Genomic DNA, 19,796 nt, shown 5'->3' with positions numbered 1-19,796 from the left:
GCTAGCGGGCCCCGAGCCGGAACCGCAGCCGGCAGATCACCGCATCCGTGTCCCGGCGGACGGCGTGGGCGACGACCGCGCCCCGCTGGTTCTGCAGCAGCCGCTGCCACAGGCGGTGCGGCTCGGCCTCCGGGATCAGGACGGTCACCCGGGTCCGCGGCTCGGTCGATCGCAGCTCGCGGATGTACGCGCTGACGGGCCGGCCGAGCGAGCGTCGCTCGGCCGGCAGCCGGACCAGTGGAACGCCCGGGCTCCACAGCGCCCAGTCCCGCTCCAGGGCGTCGGTCTGCGCGCGGTCCTCGGGGTCCGGGTGGCAGACGGTCACCGCCCGGACCTCGTCGCCGAGGGAGACGGCGGCGGTGAGGGCCTCGCTGGTGAGCCGGGTCAGCGAGGAGACCGGCACCAGGACCAGGGAGCGCTCGCGGTGCGGCGGTTCGGGGATCCGCCCCACGCCCAGGCGTTCGCCGATCCTTCCGTACGCCCGGTGGACGGTCTCGAAGGCGACGACGAGCAGGGGCAGGGCGATCACGATCAGCCAGGCCCCGTCGTGGAACTTCGTGGCGGTGACGACGACCGCGCAGACCCCGGTCAGCACCGCTCCGGCCCCGTTCAGCAGCGCCTTCCCCACCCACCCGGTTCCGCGCTCCTCGCGCCAGCGCAGGACCATGCCCGTCTGGGCGATCGTGAAGCCGACGAAGACACCGATCGCGAACAGCGGAACGAGGGCGTTGGTGTCGCCTCCGGAGAACACCAGCAGCGCGGCCGAGACGAGGGCGAGCCAGACGACTCCGTGCCGGTGCACCTGGCGGTCGGCCTTCAGACCGAAGACGTGCGGCACGTAGTCGTCGCGCGCCAACAGCTTCAGCAGGACGGGCAGCCCGCCGAAGGACGTGTTCGCCGACAACGCGAGGAGCACCATGGTGGTGAACTGCAGCACGTAGAAGGCCCAGTTGTGGCCCAGTGAGGCATCGGCGAGCTGGGCGAGGACCGTGACGCCTTCCACCGGCTGCAGCCCGAAGCGGGCGATCAGCACCGAGAGCCCGATCAGCATCACCCCGAGCAGCGCGCCCAGCGCCACCTCGGCCCGCATCGCGCGCCGGGCGGCCGGAGCCCGGAACGACGGCACGGCGTTCGCTATGGCCTCCACACCGGTCAGCGCCGAACAGCCGGAGGCGAACGCCTTCAGGAGCAGCAGAGCACCCACGGTGGCGGCGTGGTCGGCGAGGACCGGGGCGTGGCCGGCAGACGCCGCCACGGAGACCGGGGCGTCACGGAACAGGCCGACGGCGATCAGCCCCAGAATCGCGCCGACGAAGACGGCGGTGGGCAGGATGAACGCCCGGGCCGAGTCCACGATCCCCCGCAGGTTCACGGCCGTGATCAGCACGAGCACGCCGAGGCAGATGACCAGCCGCTCGTCGTGGAGGCCCGGGAGGGCGGAGGTCAGCGCGGCCACGCCGGCGGTGACGGCGACGGCCACGTTGAGGACGTAGTCCAGGACCAGGGAGGCGGCCGCGACCAGACTCGCACGGCGTCCCAGGTGGCTCTTGGCCACGGCGTAGGAACCGCCGCCGTCCGGGAAGGCCGCGATGACCTGGCGGTACGAGGCGACCAGCACCGCGAGCAGACCGGCGATGGCCAGCGTGACCGGCAGCGTGAACCCGAGCCCGTGGCCGCCGGCCGCCGCGAGGACCAGCACGATGGCCTCGGGCCCGTACGCCACCGACGCCATCGCGTCCAGCGACAGCGCGGCGAGTCCGGTCACGGCGGTCAGCTTGTGCCGTGTACCGGTATCGGGAGGCTCGTCGGCACCGGATACGGCGTCCGTCTCAGTGGTCAGGGTGGTCATGCGGTCGACTCCTTCGGACTCATGTCCGCTCAGCGTGAGCCCCGGCGAGGGCGACCTCTGCCGTTCCTGGCGGGTTCTTTGCGCCCGGGTGCCCCGTCTTCGCGTGTTCTTGACACGGACCGACGGTGCGGAAGCAGCCCCCCCACCGATCCCAGGCTCGGCTCCGCCCGGACGCCGGGCGGAGCCGTTCCGGACTGTCCGAACCCGCCGGACACGCCCCGGGGGCGCTCCCGGGGAGGCCCTCTAGGCGAACACCGCCTCGACCAGGGTCCGCTTCGCCTTCTCGAACGTCCCGGCCATGGTGGGCAGATCCATCTCGGCGTCCCCGGAGGTCAGCGAGCCGGTCAGGGTCTTGGTGCCGTCGGGCGTGCTGTACATCAGCGCGCCCCAGCCCCAGAACCCTCCGTTGTGGTGGAGGACGGTGCCGCCGCCCTCCAGCTCCTCCACGAAGACCCCCAGTCCGTAACCCATCGTGGGGTCCGGGACGCGCATCTCGGCCAGCAGCCCGGACGGGATGAGCCTGCCGCCGTTCAGCGCGGCGAAGAACGTGTGGAGGTCCCGGCTGGTCGAGATCATGTCGCCGGCGGCGGAGATCCAGGAGGGGTTGAAGCGGGTGGTGTCGACCACCTTCCACTCGCCGGCGTCGTCGTAGCCGAAGTAGCCGTGGGCGTGCGGCTCGGGGATGTCCTCTCCGGTCTCCGGCAGCAGGGTGCCCGTGAGCCCGAGCGGGCCCAGGATCCGCCGGTGCGTCTCCTCGGGCAGGGGGCGACCGGTGACCTGCTCGATCAGCAGCCTGGCCAGCACGTAGTTGGTGTTGGAGTAGCTCCAGGCCGTCCCCGGCTCGAACCGCGCCGGCTTCGCCAGCGCCCCCCGCACCAGCTCCTCCGGCCGGAAGGTGGCGTGCCGCAGGTCCACCCAGTCCTTGCCCCATCCGGCGACCACACCGGGTTCGACCGAACCGTCCTCGGCGAACTCGCCGGTGAAGTTGAACAGCCCGCTGGTGTGCTGGAGGAGCATCCGTACGGTGATCCGCCGGTCGAGCCCGAGCTCGGGCAGGTGATCGGCCACCAGGTCTTCAAGGCGGAGCCTGCCCTCGTCCACGAGCTGCAGGACGACGGTCGCGACGAAGGTCTTGGTGGCGCTGCCGACCCGGAAGTGCCCGTCGGTCGGCGGCTTCGCGGTCCGGCCCAGCTCGCTCACGCCGGCGCTGCCGGCCCACTCGCCGAGCTCGTCGTTCACGCGCAGCTGCACGCCGGCGAAACCGGCGTCGACGATCTCCTGCATGGCCTTCCGCAGCTCGGGGCGGTCCTGGGCGGCGGCGGTGTTCTGCTCGCTCATGGTGATTCCTCATCTCGCGTCAGCGGGTGCGAGGTGAGCGTGGACCCTGACCCAAGGTCAAGGTCAAGGTCCCGGTCAAGGCGACGGAGGAGCGTTACTCTCGCCCCATGGCAGAGGGGCTCACGATCGGTCAGGCGGCGGCTTTCGTCGGGATCACCGTCAAGACGGTGCGGCACTACCACCGGCTCGGTCTGGTCGCCGAACCGGAGCGGGACCGTTCCGGCTACCGGCGCTACGGGTCGGCCGATCTGCTGCGCCTCGTCCAGGTCAGGGCCCTGGCGGGGGCGGGCGTGCCGCTGGCCGAGATCGGCGAGCTGCTCGACGCCGAGCCCGAGCGCTTCGCCACCGCCCTGGAGGACGTCCACCGCCGGCTCACCGAACAGATCGAGGAGCTGACCACCCGCCGCGACACCCTGCACCGGCTCGCCCACGGTGACCGCGCCCTGCTGCCCGACCGGGCCTGCGCGGTCCTGGACCGACTCGTCGAGCTCGGCTTCAGCCCCGACTACGTCACCACCCAGCGGGAGGCCCTGGTGCTGTCGAGGGCGCTGGCCCCCGAGGTCTTCCAGCCGTTCCTGGACAACCTCGAACACCGGCTCGGCGACCCCGAGTTCGTCGCGCTCATCAAGCGCGGCTGGGAGGCGCGGTCCTGGGATCCCGACGACCCGCGGATCGAGGAGCTGGCCTCCGCGATGGCCACCAACCTGCTCACCGGCCGCGCGCTGCTGACGCTGCCCGCCAAGCGCCCGCACGGGCCCGACGCGGCCTCCCGGTACGGCGTGGTCAACCACCACCGGGAGGACGAGGCACCGTCCGTCGCCCGGCTGAACGGGCTGATCGAAGGGCACCTGCGCGCGGCGGGCATCGACATCCCGCGTCAGTGACGCGACTGCCCTGCGGGGTCGGTGTCCTCACGGTCCGCCTCGCCTTCCCGCGCGAGGGGCGGGAGCACCCCTGCGAGCTCGCCGTGGAGGTGCCGCGGGCACGCCCCGAGGCCGGCTGACCGCGCCCGCCGGGCCCGCCGCCCGGTCCGCACGCTCCGAGAAGCGCTGCTCGCTCGGGTCAGCGCCGGTGGGCCGGGGTGCCGAAGTACCAGTTGCCGGGGGCGTTCGGGTCGGGGCTGGTGAAGTACTCGATGACGGCCGTGCGGACTTCGGCGCGGGTCAGCGTGCCGTCGCCGTCGCGGTCGAGGTGGCGGAACGCCTCGTGCACCTACGTCTCGCTCAGGCCGGGGGCGTGGCCCCGGATGAAGGCGGTGTACTCGTCGACGTCGATGCGGTCGTCGCCGTCGCGGTCGGCGATGGTGACGATCCGGTCGGCGAGCCCGCCGAGCGCGGCGTCGGCCAGTGCGGCGTCGCCGGCCAGTGCCGAGGTGGAGGCGACGAACTCCTCCCTGGTGATCCGGCCGTCGCCGTCGGCGTCCAGGGGGACGTGCACCTCGTGCCAGATCCGCAGGTAGGCGTCGACGATGGACTGTTCCTCCGGGGAGTTCTCCTCGTATCCCAGTCCCCGGGCGACGCTGCGGCTCATCAGATGGTGGTCGGCTTCGGTCAGTGCGCCGTCGCCGTCCCGGTCGAGGTGGTCGAAGCCGGTGCGAATCTTCGCGGTGATGAATTCCTGAGGAGACAAGGGTTTCCCTACTCGCTCGTTCCGGTCCGTTTCGGTGAAGCATATGGGGCGATTTGTAGCGAGTATTGCCAAAAGATCGGAACTGGCCCACTTTCTTACGGAATCGGTTGGGCCTGGCAGGACCACAGCCATCCGCGGGAGCGGGGTGTGAGCGCGGGCCACGGAGCGGGCCCGGCCCGTCATGGCGTCCGGGGCGCGGCCGGAGACCACGGGCACGGCGGACGGGGGCCCACCCCTTGCCTCACCTATCGAATATCGATAGTTTCTCATCGTGTTTCGATCGAAGGGGTCCTGATGGGAAAGATCACCGTGCTGGTGCTGCGGGCCGTGCTCGTGGTGCTGCTCGCCGGTTCGCTGTTCACGCAGACCGTGATGGTCGCGCTGCTCGCCGAGGACATGGAGGGCGGTGTGCTCGCGGACCGGCGCGTGCCGATCCTGACGATCGTGGTGCTGGGCATCGGCGCGGCGCAGACCGTTCTGGTCTGCGTGTGGCAGCTGGTGGCCATGGTGCGGCGCGGGAACGTGTTCTCCGACGGCGCCTTCCGGTACGTGCACGTCGTGATCGGTGCCTTCACCGCCGCCGCCCTCCTGGTCTTCGCCCTGGGCGCCGTCCTGGCGCCGGGCGAGGCCGTGGCCCCGGGCGTCGTCCTGCTGCTCGGCGGGGTGTCCCTGTCGGTGTTCGCGGTCGCCCTGATCGTGCTCGTACTGCGGATGCTGCTCGCCCAGGCGGTCGCCCGCGAGGTCGAGGCGACCCGGATGCGGGCCGAGCTGGACGGGGTGATCTGATGCCGATCGTCGTCGACATCGACGTGATGCTGGCCAGGCGCAAGATGTCCGTGGGCGAGCTCGCCGAACGCGTCGGCATCACCCCCGCCAACCTGGCGGTCCTCAAGAACGGGCGCGCCAAGGCGGTCCGGTTCACCACGCTGGCAGCGCTCTGCGAGGTGCTGGGGTGCCAGCCCGGCGACCTGCTGCGCTGGGAGGCCGAGGGCCTCACCGACGAGGCCGCGCCCGCGGGGCGGCAGCCGTGACGACTCCGACCGGAAACGACCGCCTCGGATCCACGACCCGTACCGACGTCCTCGTCGTCGGCGCCGGCCTGGCCGGCCTCCACACCGCCACCCTCCTCGCACGGCAGGGACACGACGTCCTGCTGGTCGACCGGCGCACCGTCCTCGCCGGCGCCGTCCGCACCACGGGCATCTTCGTGCGCAAGACCCTCGACGACTTCCCGCTGCCGCCCGAGCACCTCGGCCCGCCGATTCGACGGGTCGTCCTCTACCCGCCCGATCTGCGCCGCCCGGTCACCCTGACCAGCGAACGCGACGAGTACCGGGTCGGAGACATGGGGCCCCTCTACACGGCGACGGCGGCCACCGCGAAGGCCGCCGGCGTGCGGATCGCCCTGGGCACGCGCTACGCCGGACGCCGGGGCGACACGTACGACCTGCAGGGCCGCGGCGGGCCGACGGCGGTGCGCGCGCGATTCGTGGTCGGCGCGGACGGCGCCCGCTCCCGCGTCGCCCGCGACCTCTTCCTCGACCGCAACGAGCACCTGCTGGTCGGCGCCGAGGAGGTCTTCGCGTCGGCCGGACACGACGAGCCGCCCACCTTCCACTGCGTGCTCGATCCCTCGCTCGCTCCCGGCTACCTGGCCTGGGTGGTCGACGACGGGCAGCACGCGCACGTGGGCGTCGCCGGTTACGCGGACCGCTTTCCGGGCGGAATGCGCCGAGCCCTGCGGCGGTTCGGCGCGTCGGCTCCCGGCCTGGCGGGCGCGGACCGTCCGGAGGCGCTGGAGCGGCGCGGCGGCCCGATTCCCGTCGGGGGCCTGCTGCGCCGGATCGGCTGCGCCGACGGCCTTCTGGTCGGGGACGCGGCCGGCGCCGTCTCCCCGCTGACCGCCGGCGGCCTGGACCCGTGTCTGCGCCTGTCGGAGTTCGCGGCCGAGGTCCTGGACGAGGCGCTGCGCACCGGGCGGCGGGACGTCCTCGCCGCCTACGACGGAGCCGCCCTGCGCCGCGCGTTCCGGGGCCGGCTGACGCTGCGCCGGGGTCTGGCCCAGGTACGCACCCCGGCCGTGGCGCAGGCGGCGTTCGCCCTGCTCCGCACCCCGTTCGGCCGCGCCGCGGCGGGGCGGGTCCTGTTCGGCGACAGGTCCTTCCCGACGCCCGCCCGTTGACGGCGCGTCCGTTGACGGCGCGCCCGGTTCCGGCGGCGAAGGGGCCGCCAGGGCCCGCTGTCGGCCCTGTCCCCCGCGCACCGCGTCCCGGACCAACCGGCCCTCTCTCGCCCCCTCCGGCCGACGGACGGCCGAACCCCGCGCCCCTTCAGGCGAGTTCGGCGACGAGGATGACGACGCCCGGGACGGCCTGGCTCAGCGCGCCGCGCCACAGCGCGGGCTCGGAGACGAAGAGCATGATCCCGCCGCCGGTCATGAAGGCGGCCACGTAGAGGATCAGGGACCGGGCGACGGTCTCGTGGCCCAGGTGCAGGGCGACGAAGCCGGCGATCATGCCGCAGGCCAGGAAGAGGTTGTAGAACCCGACGTTGAACCGCCAGAGGCGGACCTCGGGGGCGTCCGCCGTGCTTCCGGTGAGGAACTCCCGCACCCACGCCCGGCGGCTGTAGAGGAAGCTCTCCAGCGGCCAGACGAAGAGGTGGACGGCCGCGGCGACCAGCGCGAAGACCTGGCTGACGATGTGCATGCCCCCATGCTCGTACGGGCCGGGGAGCCGGGGAAGCCGTCGCGTGCCCCGTTCACCCGCTCGCAGGAGCGTCGCCGCCGTGGTCCTCCACCATGGTGGAGATCAGGTCGAGCAGCGCCTCGGCCCGGGCGCGGTCCTCGGTCCGGTCGCGCAGGGCCTCGTGGGTGGCGCGGAGGCGGCCGAGGGCGGCGGGGTCGCCGTCGTCCACCGCGTCGAAGAGGGGCTGGGTCACCAGGTCCAGGCAGGCGCTGAAGAGGCGGTGGGTGCCGGCGGCGGGCGGGGTGGGGTCGGGCGCTCCCCTGGTCAGGTGACGGACCGGGTCGGTGATGCTCCAGCCGACGACGGTGCCCCGCCGGACGAGGAGGCCGACGTCGGGGGCGATGCCGATCCGGGCCTCCAGCGGGGCGTCGAGGACGTCCGGGTCGCGCAGGCAGATCAGTTCCGTGTCGCCGGGGGCGCGGCAGAGGACGGCGCACATCTCCATCCGGAAGTCCCGGACCTCGTCGGCGAGAAGCCCGCCGGGGCGGGTCGGGGGCAGGACGGGAACGCGGCGGGTGGTCTCGGTGTCCGCGCTCAGGTACGGCATCTGGAGCCGTGCCCCCACGAGTCTGCGGGTGTCCCGGTCGAACCGCAGGGTGTCGGGGGCGTCCCACAGCCACTCCCTGCTGCCGAAGGTGGCCCCGAGGAACCGTTCGCGCTCCATGGTGTCGGCGGGGGGTGCGAGGTCGACCCAGTTGCCCTCGAACCGGGGCGCGTGGGCGAGCGGCTCGTCCGTCACCGTGGCGAGCCAGTCGTCGTCGATCGTCAGTCTCATCGTGTCTCCTTCGCCTCGCCCGCCGGGGTCAGCGCATCCGCAGGCCCGGGAAGCCGGCGGGCAGCGGAGCCAGGGCGTCCCCGTCCTGGGCCACCACCCAGGAGGCGCCGTCGACGAGGACCGCGGGGCGCCCGGTGTGGGCGGGCGACTGGCGGACGAGCGGAGCACTGAGGTAGCTGCCCGGCGGCGGTACGGGGAGCCGCAGGGCCTCGGCCATGGCCCGGCCGCGCGGGTTTCCGGCCAGCAGGACCACGCCCTCGTCGCGCAGCGCCCGGCCGGCCAGGCGCACCACCCGCTCCAGCGCCGCCCGGTCCCTGTCCCGGTCCCGGTCGTGCTCGGCGAGCAGGGGGCGGAGCGCGCTCGCGGGGACGGCGCGGAGGCGCTCGCAGCGGAAGAGCTCGGCGACCCGGTCCACGTCGCCGGACCGCCCGAGGACGGCCTCGCGGCTCCGCTCGGGCAGGGAGAGCAGGACGTTCTCGGGGAACGGGGCGTTGCGGTGCAGCCAGAGCACGGCGCCCGGGTTGAGCCGCCCGTCGCGGACCCGGACCAGCCCGGCCGACCAGCGGGCGCGGGCGTCCTCCGCGTACACGAGGAGGTGGGGCGTGCCGTCGGCGTGCCCGCCGGGCGCGGGCTCCTCGGCCCCGCGCGGCGCGTGCGGCAGCACCCGGGTGGCCAGCGCCTGTCGTTCCCGGAGCAGGACGGCCGACTCGCCGGCCCGGAAGGGGAAGGAGCCGCGGTCGAGGGACCGGGTCAACTCCTCCGCCACCCGCTCGCGTTCGGCCCCGGTCAGCCCCTCCGGGTCGAAGCGGCCCGAGGCGAGCGGGTCGAGCACGGTGTCGAGGGCGTCCCTGACGAGCCCGGCCAGGTGCGTGCCGTCCGGGTCCAGCTCGTTGAACACCCTCGCCAGGTCCATGAGTCGGGCGTCGTACGCGGAGAGGTCCACGCGGGGGGTGAGGATCACGCACACCACGTCGCCGTTCGCGGTGCGCACCTCGCGCGGGCTGTAGGCGCCGTCCAGGGTGCCGGCCCGGTCCCGGTCCGTCTCCTCGCGGAACAGCGTCTCGTACGCCTCCGGGGAGACGCACAGCACCACGTCGTCCGGGTAGTTGGCGCGCACCCGCCCGAACTCGGCCGAGCGCAGCATCGTCCGGGTGTACTCGACGCCCAGGTCGTCCTCGGGGTCACCGAGCACCGGCCCCTTGTGGACCGCCAGGCGCACGGCGGCCCGGTCGAGCCGGAGCGGCAGCCGCTCGGCGAGCGCGAGGAGAAGGCGGGCGAGGGGCGTGGCGCCGTCGACGAGCAGGACGAGGTCGTCGTCGAGGGTGAAGGCCTGGGCGCGCTGCGGCCCCAGGAAGGACAGCTCGGCGAGCAGGGCGCGGACGGCGGGTGCGAGCAGGCGGGTGGGCGTGGCGGCGCGCAGCGCGAGCACGATCGGTTCGCGGGGCGGCGCGGCGGCCTCGCGGCGCAGCCGGAGGGCGGCCTCGCGGGTGGCCTCGTCCTCGGGTCCTTCGGTGCCGTCGAGCAGGGCGAGGACCCGGTCGGCGGTGACCTCCACCTCGTGGGGGCGCCCCAGGCGCAGGTGGGTGTCGGCGATCCGCACCAGGACCTGTGCCTCCTCGGAACGGGCGCCGCGGGCCTGGAGCTCCCGGGCCAGCCGGTACTGGACGGAGAGGCGTTCGTGGTCCTCGCCGGTCACGGCCAGGGCCTGTTCGAGGACGCGGAGGGTGTCGAGGAGTTCGAGGGAGCCGGTCCGCTCGAAGCGGGCCAGGGCGGCCCTGGCCCGGGCGGGGGCGTCCTCGGCGCGGTTCGGCCGGAGGGCGAGGGCCAGCCGGGCCGTCAGGAGCGCGCTGTGCCCGTGGGTCGCGGTGTCGGCCCGGAGCACGGCGGCGGAGACGTGGTGCAGGGTGTCCCAGGCCTCGTCGTGCAGTCCGACCCGGTCGAGGGAGCTCGCGAGCGCGAGGACGGCCCGGGCGGTGGCCGGCCCGGGGGCGGACGTGTCGACGTGCCGGAGGGCGGCGTGGGCGAAGCGGACGCGGTGGACGGGGGTGGAGCCGAGGTCCTGGAGCAGCAGCAGCGTGTCGGCGTCGACGCCCGGGGAGGCCAGGGCGTTGGGCACCCACGTCTCGGGGTGGGGCGCGAACCGGGGCTCGATGCCGAGGAGTCCGGGCAGGATGCTGTCGGGGTGCCGTTCCCGGTACAGGCCGGCGGCGGCCCGGCGGTGGAACTCCCGGATGCGGGCCCGGGACAGCTCGCGCCGCTCGTCGTAGCCCGGGAGGGCGGCGATCTCCTCGTACACCAGGGGGCGGAAGGCGTAGCGTCCGCGCCGGGCGGGTTCGAGCAGCCCCTCGGCCACCAGGGCGTCCAGGCGCCGGTGGATGCGGTCGGGCCCGATGTCCAGGACGGCGGCGGCCTCCTCGGCCGTGAACTCGCCGGGGGTGATCTCCGCGAGGCGGACGAGGACGCGGCTGTTGACGGAGCCGTCGAGCACGGTGCGGACGGCGGTCTCGGGGTCGACGGCCGAGCCGTCGGCCAGGGCGTCGGAGACCAGGCGGTGCACGCGCAGGACGACGTCCTCCTCGTCGGAGTCACGTACGGCCCCCAGCACGCGGAGGCTGAGCGGCCACCAGTCGCCCTCCATCTCCGGCACCGCGCCGAGGAGGCGGCCGGCGTCCCCGCCGGTCAGAGGTGACAGCTCGGCCACGGCCCCGAAGCCGTGGTCGGGGATACCCGGCAGCCGGCTCGTCGCGAGGACGGCGCAGCCGTCCGGCACTCCGTCGGCGAGCAGACCGACGAACTCCTCGGCGCCCACGTCGTCCAGGACCAGCAGGACGCGGCGACCCTGCAGCCGGGCCAGCACGGCGTCGACACCGTCGGGGACGCTCGTGACCGGCTCCTGCTCCGTCTCGCCACCCAGGTCGGCGAGCAGCCCGAGCAGTGCCGCCAGCGGTTCCACGGGGCAGCGACCGGAGGCCCGGAGCGGCACGAAGAACACGCCGTCGGGGAAGTCGGGGGCCGCGCGGTGAGCGACGGCGAGCGCCAGCGCGGTCCGTCCGGCGCCGGGGACGGCCTCCCGCGCGGTGACCCACATGGTCGCGTACCGCGGCCGACTCGCGAGGTGCAGGGCCAGCTCCTCCACGGCCCCGTCGTCCCGCACGACGTACGGCTCCGGTGCCGGCGGCAGTTCCACCACCGGTGCGGGGGCCTCCCCCGCGCCCCCTCTCCCGCCCGCGTCCGCCTCCGGTTCCGCCAGGCCCAGCAGCTCCAGGGTTCGCCGCGAGGCGCGGGCGAAGGCGGCGCGCTCGGCCTCCAGGGTGTGCGGGCCGTCGCCGTCGTGGGCGACGGCGGGCAGCCGGGTGGGGCCGGTGCCGCGGTTGGCGAGGTGCTGGTCGAGGGCCCGGTGGAGGGCCCACACCTCGTGGGTGGGGAGGTGTTCGGCCAGGACCTCCTGGGCCTCGGGCGCGAGGACGAGTTCGACGGGGCCGCCGGCGTCGACCACGTCGAAGACGCCGCTGGTGACGACCTCGGCCACGTCCGCGAGCGCCGCGTCCGGCACCAGCCGGGCGCGCACGAGGTGCAGCAGGCGCAGGCTCAGCCGGTCGAAGGGGGCGCACAGCACGGCGAGCCGGGCGGCGCGCGGGGAGGCGGTGCGCAGGAAGCGACGGGTGCGTTCGGCCGGCGGGAGCGGGGTCGCGGGGGGCCGGGCGGCACCGGCGGGGCGGCCGGTCGGGGGGACGAGGACGGCGGTGCAGCCGTCCGGGTCGCCGCGCATGAGGGTCTGGGACCAGCGGCCGAGGGAGTGCGGGGTGAGGGAGAGGACGGGGACGGGCAGCCACGCGCCGTCCTCGTCGGGTCCGCGGGGCGCGAGGGCGGGCGGTTCGACGGGGACCCGGCTGCGGGGGCTGCCGGGGGCGGCGGGGGTGAAGCGGACGGTGGGGAGGTTGAGGCCGCCGCGGCGCCAGAGCTTGGTGGGCAGCGGGTTGAGGAGTGCGGTGGGGTGGGTCCCGGCCCAGTCGCGCAGCAGGTGCCAGATCCCGGGGCGGCGCCAGGCCTCGGCCATGCAGTCGGAGACGAGCACGACCAGGCGCCGGCCGTCGGCGGCGCGCAGCGGGCCGGGGGCGCGGGGGGTGCCGTCCGGGTCGAAGGTGAGGTCGGTGACGTGGAGGGTGCGGAAGGCACCGAGGCGGTCGAGGACGGCGGTGAACTCGGCGACGGTCTCGGTCCACACGCGCATGCCGGGCGAGCGGTCGACGATGAGGACGAGGTCGAACCAGCGCTCGGGCGCGGCGGTGAGGACGGGGATGAGTTCGCCGCTGCGGGCGTAGCCGTCGACGGTGGCGTCGATGTCGAGGGTGCTGCCGCGGCCTTCGGGCCAGCGCCGTTTCCAGGGGCGCAGGGCGCGGGTGAGTTCCAGGGCGCGGGGCAGTGCGCCGGTGTGCGGGGCGGCGACGGCCTGGCCGCGGACGGGGGTGGTGCTGCCGGCGAGCCGTTCGTGCAGGGCGCGGCCGCCGGGGGTGCCGGGCGGGGCGTCGTCCGCGGCGGTGCGGGGCTGCGGTGGCCGCCCGGCGGGGGCGCCGGGGGCGGTGTGGGGGTCGTCGGCGGGCGGTGCGGGGCGCTGTCGCCCGGCCCGTGCCGGGGCGCCGTCGTCCTCTTCGGCGGCGGGATCGGGTACGGGCCGGGGCGCGGCGTCCGGGTCCTCGGCGGCCCGGTGGGCGGCCAGCCACAGCGCTTCCGCCAGCGCGGTGCCGTCCAGTTCGGGGACGGCGGTGCGCAGGGCGGCGAGCAGCCGGGGCAGGGGTTCAGGCATGCGAGAGCTCGCGCAGGATGAGGTCCTCGACGGCCTGGCGGCGGGCCTCGTCGGGGGCGTCGGTGCCGGCCAGCAGGTGGACGGCGTTGAGGAGCTGGTCGACGGCGAGGCTCTCGCCGGCGCGGAGCCGTTCGAGGAAGGCGGTGACGAGCCGGCCGGCCTCGGGGGTGCCGGCGCGTTCGGTGCCCATGTGGGCCTCGACGATGCGGAGCAGGGTCTCGGGGGTGGGCAGGGGCATGGTGTAGCGGACGCAGCGGCGCAGGAAGGCGGCGGGGAAGTCGCGTTCGCCGTTGCTGGTCATGACGATGAAGGGGAACTCGGTGCACTGGACGCGGCCGCGCCGGATCTCGTGGTGGGTGTCGCCCTGCCAGGCGCGCACGGCGACGACGTCGGTGCCGTAGCGGGCGAGTTCGGGGATCTCGAACTCGCCGCGTTCCAGGACGTCGAGGAGGTCGCTGGGCAGGTCGAGGTCGCTCTTGTCGATCTCGTCGATGAGCAGGGCGCGGGGCCGTTCGGCGGGGAGCAGGGCGGTGCCGAGGGGGCCCATGCGCAGGAAGGGCGCGATGTCGTCGGCGCCGGGTGCGGTGCCGTCGGGGCTCTGGAGGCGCTGGGCGTGGATGCGGCCGAGGGCGTCGTAGCGGTAGAGGGCGTCGGTGAGGGCGCTGCGGGAGGTGATGTGCCAGCGGAGCACGGTGCCGAGGTCGAGTTCGGCGGCGACCTGTTCGATGACGGTGGACTTGCCGGAGCCGGCGGGTCCGGTGACGAGCAGCGGGCGGCGCAGTGCGAGCGCGGCGTTGACGGCCTCGACGAGGCCGGCCGGGGGCACGAACTGGCGGTGCAGGGAGCGGCGGGGGAATTCGCGCCAGGGCGGGGCGGGCGGCAGGTCGACCCGGTCCTCGGGGCGCGCGGGCGGGGTGCCGTGGCCCGCGTAGAAGGGCTGCCAGGTCATGCGTGTTCCTCCCGGTGCGCCGGGCGGCGGGGCCCCGGCGGGGCCGCCGCGGTCCGGGCCGCGTCGTGTTCGGTGTGCTCGTCGCAGGTGGGGGCGGCGCCGGTGTGGGCGCCGCCGGGGTGGGTGTCACCGGTCCAGGCGTCGCCGGCGTAGGGGTCGCCGGTGTGGGCGTACTGCTCGAACCAGTCGCAGAAGTCGAGCCATTCGGTGCCGTCCCAGACCGTGCGCAGTGCGGCGAGGTGGTGCAGGGTGCCGGGGCCGTCGGGGGCCGGTCGCGACGGCTGGGGGCCGGCGCTCCAGCGGGCCCGGTAGGCCTGGCTGAAGGCGCCGGGCAGCTGGTGCCAGTGGGCGTCGACGGAGCGGCGTACGGCGGGGGGTGCCGGCGGGGCGTCGGGGTCCGCGTCGGGCCACAGCAGGATGGGCGAGGAGGCGAGCAGGGTCTCCATCAGGCCGGCGAGCTGGGCGGGGCGGTGGGCGAGGGCGACCGCGCGGGTGGGCGGGGCGTCCCTGAGGCGGGCGGACAGGTCGGCGGCGCGGCGGGTGTCGCCCTCGCCGAGCCAGTCGACGCGCCGGCCGTCGGGGCTCTCGTCGAGGGACTTGAGGATGCCGCGGGCGTGGTCGTTGATCCAGAAGAGGTGGTCGGGCGGCTGGATCCGGTCGCTCCAGCGCAGCACGACGTCGTAGAGGGTGCCGAGGCGGCGGCCGATCTCGGTCTCCTCGGGGCGCCAGGTGGCGAGCAGCGGGGCGGGGGCGGCGATCTCGACGCGGCGCAGCGGCGCGTCGAGGAGTTTGGCGTGCCGGGTGGCCCAGCGCAGGGCGGCGACGAGGGCGCGTTCGGTGCCGGCGCGGTCCTGGGCGGGGCAGCGGAACTCCTCGCGGTGGCGGACCTCTCCGCCGTCGAGGAGCCAGACCTCCAGGGTTTCCGGCCATTCGTCGCCGATGGCGGAGTGCAGGCTGACGACCAGGCGGAGGCGCAGTTCGGCGGTGTCCTCGGCGAGCCGGGCGAAGGCGTCGTTGAGGTCGATGACGGCGCCGGTGTCCTTGGCCCAGGCGCGCAGGGCCGGGTCCCTCGGGTCGACCCGGGTGGCGCGGGCGAGCCGGGCGAGGAAGTCGGCGAGCGGTGCGGTGGGGCTGTGCCGGGGCACGGGGGCGTGCAGCCGGAGGTGTTCGACGGCGTCGCGGAGGAGTTCGGTGCCGGTGGAGTCGGGAGGTTCGGGGGCGGCGGCCGATCCGGTGCCGGTGCGGGTGGCGGCGAGGGTGCGGCGCAGCAGCGGGGTGGTGAGGTCGGTGCCGGGCCAGGCTTCGAGGAGGGTGAGGGTGCGGGAGGTGTCCCGGAGGGCGTCGAGGACGCCGGCCGCCCATCGCTGGGCGGGGCCGCCGAGTCCGGCCAGCCGTTCGCGCAGTGCGGCGAGGTCGCGGGGGTGACGGACGGTGTCGGCGAGGGCGGGGTACGGGCCGGGGGTGCCGTCCGGGGCGGTCAGGGGTGCGAGGGCGCGGGCGAGTTCGGCGCGGGCGAGCGGGCCGAAGGGGGTGGTGCCGTGGGTGGCGTGCCGGGCGTTGCGGGCGAGCCACAGCGGGCTGGTGGCGAAGGCGGCGCCGTCGTAGTCGGCGCAGTGCACGTTCTGGCCGAGCGCGCCGCCGTCCTCGCGGACGGCCCGGACGACGGCGGCGCCGGTCAGGGTCTCGCCGGCGTCGGCGATGCCTTCCTTGAGGACCTTGACGACGGTGCTGCTGAAGCGCAGGGCGTAGGCCTCCTCGTCGGCGCCGGCGGCCATGAGGAGCGAGAGCCGGGTGTCGCCGCGCCGGATGCCGTGGGCGAGGGAGGGCAGGTCGGGCAGGGCGTTGCCGGCGTGGCAGGTGTCGACGAGGGCGACGAGTCCGTCGAGTCCGGTGGTGTCGAGGAGGTCGCCGAGCAGGGAGCCGATGTCGACGGCGGTGAGCGGCTCGTCGGCGCGGGAGTCCTCGGCCATGTAGTGGAGGCGGGCGCCGGTGCCCATGCCGTGGCCGAGCAGGGCGAGCACGAGGACGGCGCCGGCCTCGGCGGCGGCGCGGCCGGCCCGTCGTACCTCCTTCTCGACGGTCTCGCGGGTGAGTCCGGGGCCGTACAGGAGGGTGGTGCCGTGGTCCGGGGTGGCGGCGCAGGCGCCGGCCCAGGGGGTGACGAGGGTGTCGTGCAGGGTCCGGGCGGCCGTCTCCAGGTCGTCGAGCGGTCCGAGGTCGGGGCACTGGGCCCCGATCACCAGCACATGGCGGGGTTCGGTCATCGCTCCGCGAGGGTGGTGAGCGCTTCGACGAGGGGGCCGGCGACGGCGGGCTGCGCCAGGTAGGTGGCGGCGGGGTGCACCCAGAGGCCGTCGGAGTCGACCCGGTGGCTGACGGGGGCGACGGCGGCGGCGTTGGGCTTGACGAAGTCCTCCAGGCGGGGCCGGGCGGCGACGAGGTCGTCGCGGTCCCAGAAGTTGAGCCAGCGGCCGACGTTGTCGGGGGTGCCGAGGTGGGGGCGGACCCGCGGGCCGACGGCGGTGCGGATGCCGAGCGGCGAGCCGAGGGTGACGAACAGCGGTACGTCCACGGGGTGTTCGCCCGCGGCCTGCTCGTGCAGGGTCTCCAGGGCGACGACGGTGCCGAGCGAGTGGGCGACGACGACGTTGGGGCCGTGCGGGTCGAGGCAGTCGGCGACGCGGGCGCGGATCCGCTGGTCGAGGGTGGTGGTGCCGTCGGACTCGGCGCGGTTGAGGTAGCGGGCGACCTGGCCGAGCATGCCGAGGGTGGCGCGGGCGCTGAGCCGGCCGCCGACGAGCCGGAGTCCGGGGACGGCGAGCAGGCTGGTGACGGCGTTGACGACGCGCCGGGCGGCCGCGCCGGCGCCCTGGGCCCCGGCGGGCGGGGCGAGCCGGGTGCGGGCGGCGCGCAGGGCGGCGTCCTCGGCGGGGGTGAGCGGGGCGGGGCCGGCGAGGCGTTCCTCGACGGCTTCCCGGAGCAGTTCGGCGAGCAGCGCGTCGTCCGGGGAGTCGTCCGGGCCGGCGGCGGGGGCGCCGGCGCCCTGGGCCTCGGCGGTGCGGAACAGGTCGCCGTAGTACGCGAAGCGGGCGTCCGCGGCCCAGCCTGCGGTGAGCGCCGAGACCTGCGCGGAGTGGCCGGCGGCGCGGGCTCCGGCGGCGACGGCCCGCAGCCATTCGTCCAGGTCGGCGGCGGCGTCGCGGGGGGCGCCGATGCCGTGGACGAAGACCAGGCGTGGCTTCATTGCTCCCCCGTTCGACATGGTGTTCCGGGTGATCCTGTCCGGTGGGACCGGCGGGGGCAAGCCGGTGGGGGAGGGACCGAGCGATCTCGGCCATGTCTCCGGGCAAGCTTGGCCGGATGGCCGCCCTCCACCGCTCCGGGCCGCGCCCGGCCGTGCTCAGGCGTTCGCGGACGGTCCGGGGGCGTCCCGTGTCTTCCCGGGCGTCCCCGGGAAGACACGGGCTTCTCAGCCGCGCTCGGGGCCGCTGACCAGCGCCTCGATGAGGCCGAGGGCATCGTGCGCGGCGTACTCCTTGGCGAGGGCGGCGGCCCGTTCCCGGTAGGCGGGCGTGCCGAGGACGGTGTCGACGGCCTCGCGCAGCACGGCGTCGGCGGGTTCGGCGGTGCGCAGGTTGACGCCGGTGCCGGTCCATTCGACACGGGCGGCGACCTCGGGCTTGTCCTCGGAGTCGCCGGCCACGACGAGCGGCACACCGTGGGCGAGCGCGGCCTGGGTGCCGCCGTAGCCGCCATTGGTGACCAACAGGGACGTGAGCGGCAGGAGTTCGGCGAAGGGGACGAAGCCTGCCACGAGCGCGTTGCCGGGCAGGGAGGCGGGCGCGAGGGCGGCGGTGACCTGTTCGGCGGCGTCGGGGCGGCCGGTGGCGGCCACGACGAGGACGTCCTCGCGGTCGGCCAGGGCGCGCAGGGTGGGGACGACGAGCCGGCCGAGCTCGGTGTTGGCGAGGGTGCCCTGGGTGGTGACGACGATCCGCTTCCCGGCGGCGCGGGCCCGTTCCAGCTCGGGCCACCAGACGGGCGGGCGCTGCCCCGGGGCGGCGGGGATCGGGATCGCGCCGACGAAGCGGACGCCGGCGGGCTGGTCGCTGCGCGGGTACTCGAAGCCGGGCACGGTCAGTTGCAGGAAGGCGTCGGCCGCGTCGGTCAGGGTCCGGCCCAGCGGGCCCTCGGGCAGCGGCGCCCCGGCGGCGGCGAAGCAGGCGCGCAGGTGGGTGACGAGCGGGGCCCGCTGCTCGGCCATGCGGGCGGCGATGGCCGCGTACTCGGCACGCTGGGCGTCGTCGGCCGGCGGCAGCAGCCCGAGCACGTGCGGGGCGGTGTCCCGGCTCTCGACGCCGAGCGGGGAGATGCCGACGCTGTACGTGGCGGGGCGGCGGCCCAGCGGCTCGGCGAGCGAGAGTGCCACGCCGCCGAGGAAGAGGTTGTCGTAGAGCACGGCGGTGGCCGGAAAGCCGGCCAGTACCTCCCGCAGGGCCCGGTGCTGGTGGGGCGTCGGGTCGCCGAAGACGTGCATGACGTCCCACATGGTCTGGGCCGGCCCGGCGGGTACCCGGGACCGCTCCGGGAACCGCGCGGTGAAGTCCCGGTCGTCGTAGTCGGCTTCGGCGGGCAGCGCCCGGAACTCCGCTCCTGCGGCCCGCACTTCCGCCGCGAAGCGGGCGCCGCCGAGGAAGACCACCTCGTGCCCGGCGGCGACGAGATGGCTCGCGATGCGCAGCAGCGGGCCGTGGTGCCCGGAGACGGGCGTGGCGGCGACGAGAACCTTGGTCATGGCGGAGATCCTTCTGGGTGCGGTGCGGGCGATGGGACGACGCGCGGGGCGAGCGTACGAACCGCGCGGACGTGGCGGCGAAGGGTCCGCGGGACGCGGCGCGTCGGCCGCCTCAGGAACGGGACGTCCAGCGCCTGCCCTTGGAGGCGGCGCGTTCGTCGAGCAGCTTGCGATAGTGCGCGACGCGATCTCCGCGGGCGTCGAGCGAGGCCAGGACGGTGGCGACGGACTCGGCGACGTGCGGGCGGCCGGCGAGGCCGGCCCGCACGAGCGGCCAGAGGCCCTCGGTGACGGCGTCCCGGACCTGCCCGGTGAGCTCGTCGGGGGCGAACTCGGCGATGGCCACCCGCCACAGCGTGTGCACGAGCTCCGCCCTCGCGGGGGCGGACGCCCCGCCGGAGAGCGCGGCCATCGTGACGCCGACGGCCGCCGGGGTGCACGCGAAGAGGTCACCGTCCCGGACGACGTGCCCGTCGAGGGAGTACCCCCGCAACTGCTGCTCCGTCTCCGCCGTCAGGATCGCCTCGAACAGCAGCGGCACGTGCTCGGCGCTGTCGCCGCAGCCGCAGGGCAGCGCGGCCCAGTCGTGCCGGGCCAGTTCCTCCTTGACGAGCTCGTCGAGCTCCATGTCCGTCCCCCCGTTCGCGCGCGTCCGCGTCCCGTCACCCTTTCACCCGGACCGGCGCCGTGCCGGGGAGAACGCGTGTCGTGAAGATCACCTCGCGGAGCCCGGGGAACGCGCGGGGGCTCGCGGGCGCCGAGGTGTCCGGGCGGGCCGCGGGCCCCCCCCCCCCGGGGCGCGGGGGGGGGGGGGGGGGGGGGGCCGGGGGGGGGGGGGCCCGCCAGTAAGTCCCCAACAACCCCCGCCGGGGAGGGCGGGGGGGGCTGCACCCAGGGAGGCGGGGCGGCC

The 19,796-nt window shown here is 75.4% G+C and carries 17 protein-coding genes; 5 read left to right on the top strand and 12 right to left on the bottom strand.

Annotated features, from left to right (window positions below):
- Position 1: 1 nt before the first annotated feature.
- Together ACIGW2_RS07585 and ACIGW2_RS07580 are read right to left on the bottom strand one after the other, a co-directional pair.
- Entirely contained in the window at positions 2 to 1,849 is a 1,848-nt protein-coding gene (locus tag ACIGW2_RS07585) for an APC family permease (RefSeq protein WP_399841845.1), read from the bottom strand.
- Between the two features lie 243 nt (positions 1,850 to 2,092).
- Entirely contained in the window at positions 2,093 to 3,187 is a 1,095-nt protein-coding gene (locus ACIGW2_RS07580; RefSeq protein WP_399841842.1) for a serine hydrolase domain-containing protein, read from the bottom strand.
- 107 nt (positions 3,188 to 3,294) lie between these two features.
- On the opposite strand from ACIGW2_RS07580, the gene ACIGW2_RS07575 reads away from it, so the two are divergent.
- Both ACIGW2_RS07575 and ACIGW2_RS07570 read left to right on the top strand, forming a co-directional pair.
- Positions 3,295 to 4,071: a MerR family transcriptional regulator gene (locus ACIGW2_RS07575; protein ID WP_399841839.1), complete on the top strand. Its 777-nt coding sequence runs from the start codon at positions 3,295 to 3,297 to the stop codon at positions 4,069 to 4,071.
- Positions 4,068 to 4,190, top strand: coding sequence for a hypothetical protein (locus tag ACIGW2_RS07570; protein WP_391652324.1), 123 nt, complete (start codon positions 4,068 to 4,070; stop codon positions 4,188 to 4,190). The genes ACIGW2_RS07575 and ACIGW2_RS07570 overlap by 4 nt, the downstream gene beginning before the upstream one ends.
- Positions 4,191 to 4,249: 59 nt before the next feature.
- Here the strand turns inward: ACIGW2_RS07570 and ACIGW2_RS07565 are convergent, their stop codons facing one another.
- Both ACIGW2_RS07565 and ACIGW2_RS07560 read right to left on the bottom strand, forming a co-directional pair.
- Positions 4,250 to 4,399 (bottom strand): hypothetical protein, encoded by a 150-nt coding sequence (locus ACIGW2_RS07565; RefSeq protein WP_399841836.1) that lies wholly within the window; start codon positions 4,397 to 4,399, stop codon positions 4,250 to 4,252.
- Positions 4,400 to 4,816: an EF-hand domain-containing protein gene (locus tag ACIGW2_RS07560; protein WP_399841833.1), complete on the bottom strand. Its 417-nt coding sequence runs from the start codon at positions 4,814 to 4,816 to the stop codon at positions 4,400 to 4,402.
- 294 nt (positions 4,817 to 5,110) lie between these two features.
- Between ACIGW2_RS07560 and ACIGW2_RS07555 the strand changes: the two genes are divergently transcribed.
- Genes ACIGW2_RS07555 through ACIGW2_RS07545 form a run of 3 tightly spaced genes read left to right on the top strand, consistent with a single transcriptional unit; the run spans position 5,111 to position 6,998 of the window.
- The gene (locus ACIGW2_RS07555; RefSeq protein WP_391652326.1) at positions 5,111 to 5,602 is read left to right on the top strand and encodes a DUF2975 domain-containing protein; all 492 of its coding nucleotides are present in this window, start codon (positions 5,111 to 5,113) and stop codon (positions 5,600 to 5,602) included.
- Positions 5,602 to 5,847 (top strand): helix-turn-helix domain-containing protein, encoded by a 246-nt coding sequence (locus ACIGW2_RS07550; RefSeq protein WP_399841830.1) that lies wholly within the window; start codon positions 5,602 to 5,604, stop codon positions 5,845 to 5,847. Before ACIGW2_RS07555 ends, ACIGW2_RS07550 begins: the two co-directional genes overlap by 1 nt.
- A complete protein-coding gene (locus tag ACIGW2_RS07545) occupies positions 5,844 to 6,998 on the top strand; it encodes an NAD(P)/FAD-dependent oxidoreductase (protein ID WP_399841827.1) in 1,155 nt (384 codons plus the stop codon). The genes ACIGW2_RS07550 and ACIGW2_RS07545 overlap by 4 nt, the downstream gene beginning before the upstream one ends.
- Positions 6,999 to 7,146: 148 nt before the next feature.
- Here the strand turns inward: ACIGW2_RS07545 and ACIGW2_RS07540 are convergent, their stop codons facing one another.
- The 8 genes from ACIGW2_RS07540 to ACIGW2_RS07505 all read right to left on the bottom strand — a co-directional run bounded on the left by ACIGW2_RS07540 (position 7,147) and on the right by ACIGW2_RS07505 (position 19,514).
- Complete coding sequence (locus tag ACIGW2_RS07540; RefSeq protein ID WP_399841824.1) at positions 7,147 to 7,524, bottom strand: DUF1304 domain-containing protein; 378 nt, start codon at positions 7,522 to 7,524, stop codon at positions 7,147 to 7,149.
- A 52-nt stretch (positions 7,525 to 7,576) separates the two neighbouring features.
- Positions 7,577 to 8,338, bottom strand: a complete 762-nt coding sequence (locus ACIGW2_RS07535) for a hypothetical protein (protein WP_399841821.1) — start codon at positions 8,336 to 8,338, stop codon at positions 7,577 to 7,579.
- Positions 8,339 to 8,366: 28 nt separating this feature from the next.
- The gene (locus ACIGW2_RS07530) at positions 8,367 to 13,142 is read right to left on the bottom strand and encodes a NaeI family type II restriction endonuclease (RefSeq protein WP_399841818.1); all 4,776 of its coding nucleotides are present in this window, start codon (positions 13,140 to 13,142) and stop codon (positions 8,367 to 8,369) included.
- Positions 13,135 to 14,091 (bottom strand): MoxR family ATPase, encoded by a 957-nt coding sequence (locus ACIGW2_RS07525; protein ID WP_361575926.1) that lies wholly within the window; start codon positions 14,089 to 14,091, stop codon positions 13,135 to 13,137. The genes ACIGW2_RS07530 and ACIGW2_RS07525 overlap by 8 nt, the downstream gene beginning before the upstream one ends.
- Entirely contained in the window at positions 14,088 to 16,355 is a 2,268-nt protein-coding gene (locus ACIGW2_RS07520; protein ID WP_399841813.1) for a hypothetical protein, read from the bottom strand. Before ACIGW2_RS07520 ends, ACIGW2_RS07525 begins: the two co-directional genes overlap by 4 nt.
- The gene (locus ACIGW2_RS07515) at positions 16,352 to 17,335 is read right to left on the bottom strand and encodes an alpha/beta hydrolase (protein WP_399841810.1); all 984 of its coding nucleotides are present in this window, start codon (positions 17,333 to 17,335) and stop codon (positions 16,352 to 16,354) included. Before ACIGW2_RS07515 ends, ACIGW2_RS07520 begins: the two co-directional genes overlap by 4 nt.
- 225 nt (positions 17,336 to 17,560) lie before the next feature.
- A complete protein-coding gene (locus tag ACIGW2_RS07510) occupies positions 17,561 to 18,886 on the bottom strand; it encodes a glycosyltransferase (protein WP_399841807.1) in 1,326 nt (441 codons plus the stop codon).
- A 112-nt stretch (positions 18,887 to 18,998) separates the two neighbouring features.
- The gene (locus ACIGW2_RS07505; protein ID WP_391652335.1) at positions 18,999 to 19,514 is read right to left on the bottom strand and encodes a hypothetical protein; all 516 of its coding nucleotides are present in this window, start codon (positions 19,512 to 19,514) and stop codon (positions 18,999 to 19,001) included.
- Positions 19,515 to 19,796: the final 282 nt, after the last annotated feature.

The sequence above is a fragment of the Streptomyces sp. NPDC053541 genome, assembly GCF_044544705.1.
Taxonomy (GTDB): Bacteria; Actinomycetota; Actinomycetes; order Streptomycetales; family Streptomycetaceae; genus Streptomyces.
This window is presented reverse-complemented; position numbering and strand designations above follow the sequence as displayed.

Coding starts and splice junctions, on each gene's coding strand:
- ACIGW2_RS07580 (WP_399841842.1), bottom strand. CDS start 3,187: ATGAGCGAGCAGAACACCGCCGCCGCCCAGGACCGCCCCGAGCTGCGG.
- ACIGW2_RS07550 (WP_399841830.1), top strand. CDS start 5,602: ATGCCGATCGTCGTCGACATCGACGTGATGCTGGCCAGGCGCAAGATG.
- ACIGW2_RS07540 (WP_399841824.1), bottom strand. CDS start 7,524: ATGCACATCGTCAGCCAGGTCTTCGCGCTGGTCGCCGCGGCCGTCCAC.
- ACIGW2_RS07535 (WP_399841821.1), bottom strand. CDS start 8,338: ATGAGACTGACGATCGACGACGACTGGCTCGCCACGGTGACGGACGAG.
- ACIGW2_RS07575 (WP_399841839.1), top strand. CDS start 3,295: ATGGCAGAGGGGCTCACGATCGGTCAGGCGGCGGCTTTCGTCGGGATC.
- ACIGW2_RS07525 (WP_361575926.1), bottom strand. CDS start 14,091: ATGACCTGGCAGCCCTTCTACGCGGGCCACGGCACCCCGCCCGCGCGC.
- ACIGW2_RS07585 (WP_399841845.1), bottom strand. CDS start 1,849: ATGACCACCCTGACCACTGAGACGGACGCCGTATCCGGTGCCGACGAG.
- ACIGW2_RS07515 (WP_399841810.1), bottom strand. CDS start 17,335: ATGAAGCCACGCCTGGTCTTCGTCCACGGCATCGGCGCCCCCCGCGAC.
- ACIGW2_RS07505 (WP_391652335.1), bottom strand. CDS start 19,514: ATGGAGCTCGACGAGCTCGTCAAGGAGGAACTGGCCCGGCACGACTGG.
- ACIGW2_RS07510 (WP_399841807.1), bottom strand. CDS start 18,886: ATGACCAAGGTTCTCGTCGCCGCCACGCCCGTCTCCGGGCACCACGGC.
- ACIGW2_RS07520 (WP_399841813.1), bottom strand. CDS start 16,355: ATGACCGAACCCCGCCATGTGCTGGTGATCGGGGCCCAGTGCCCCGAC.
- ACIGW2_RS07555 (WP_391652326.1), top strand. CDS start 5,111: ATGGGAAAGATCACCGTGCTGGTGCTGCGGGCCGTGCTCGTGGTGCTG.
- ACIGW2_RS07530 (WP_399841818.1), bottom strand. CDS start 13,142: ATGCCTGAACCCCTGCCCCGGCTGCTCGCCGCCCTGCGCACCGCCGTC.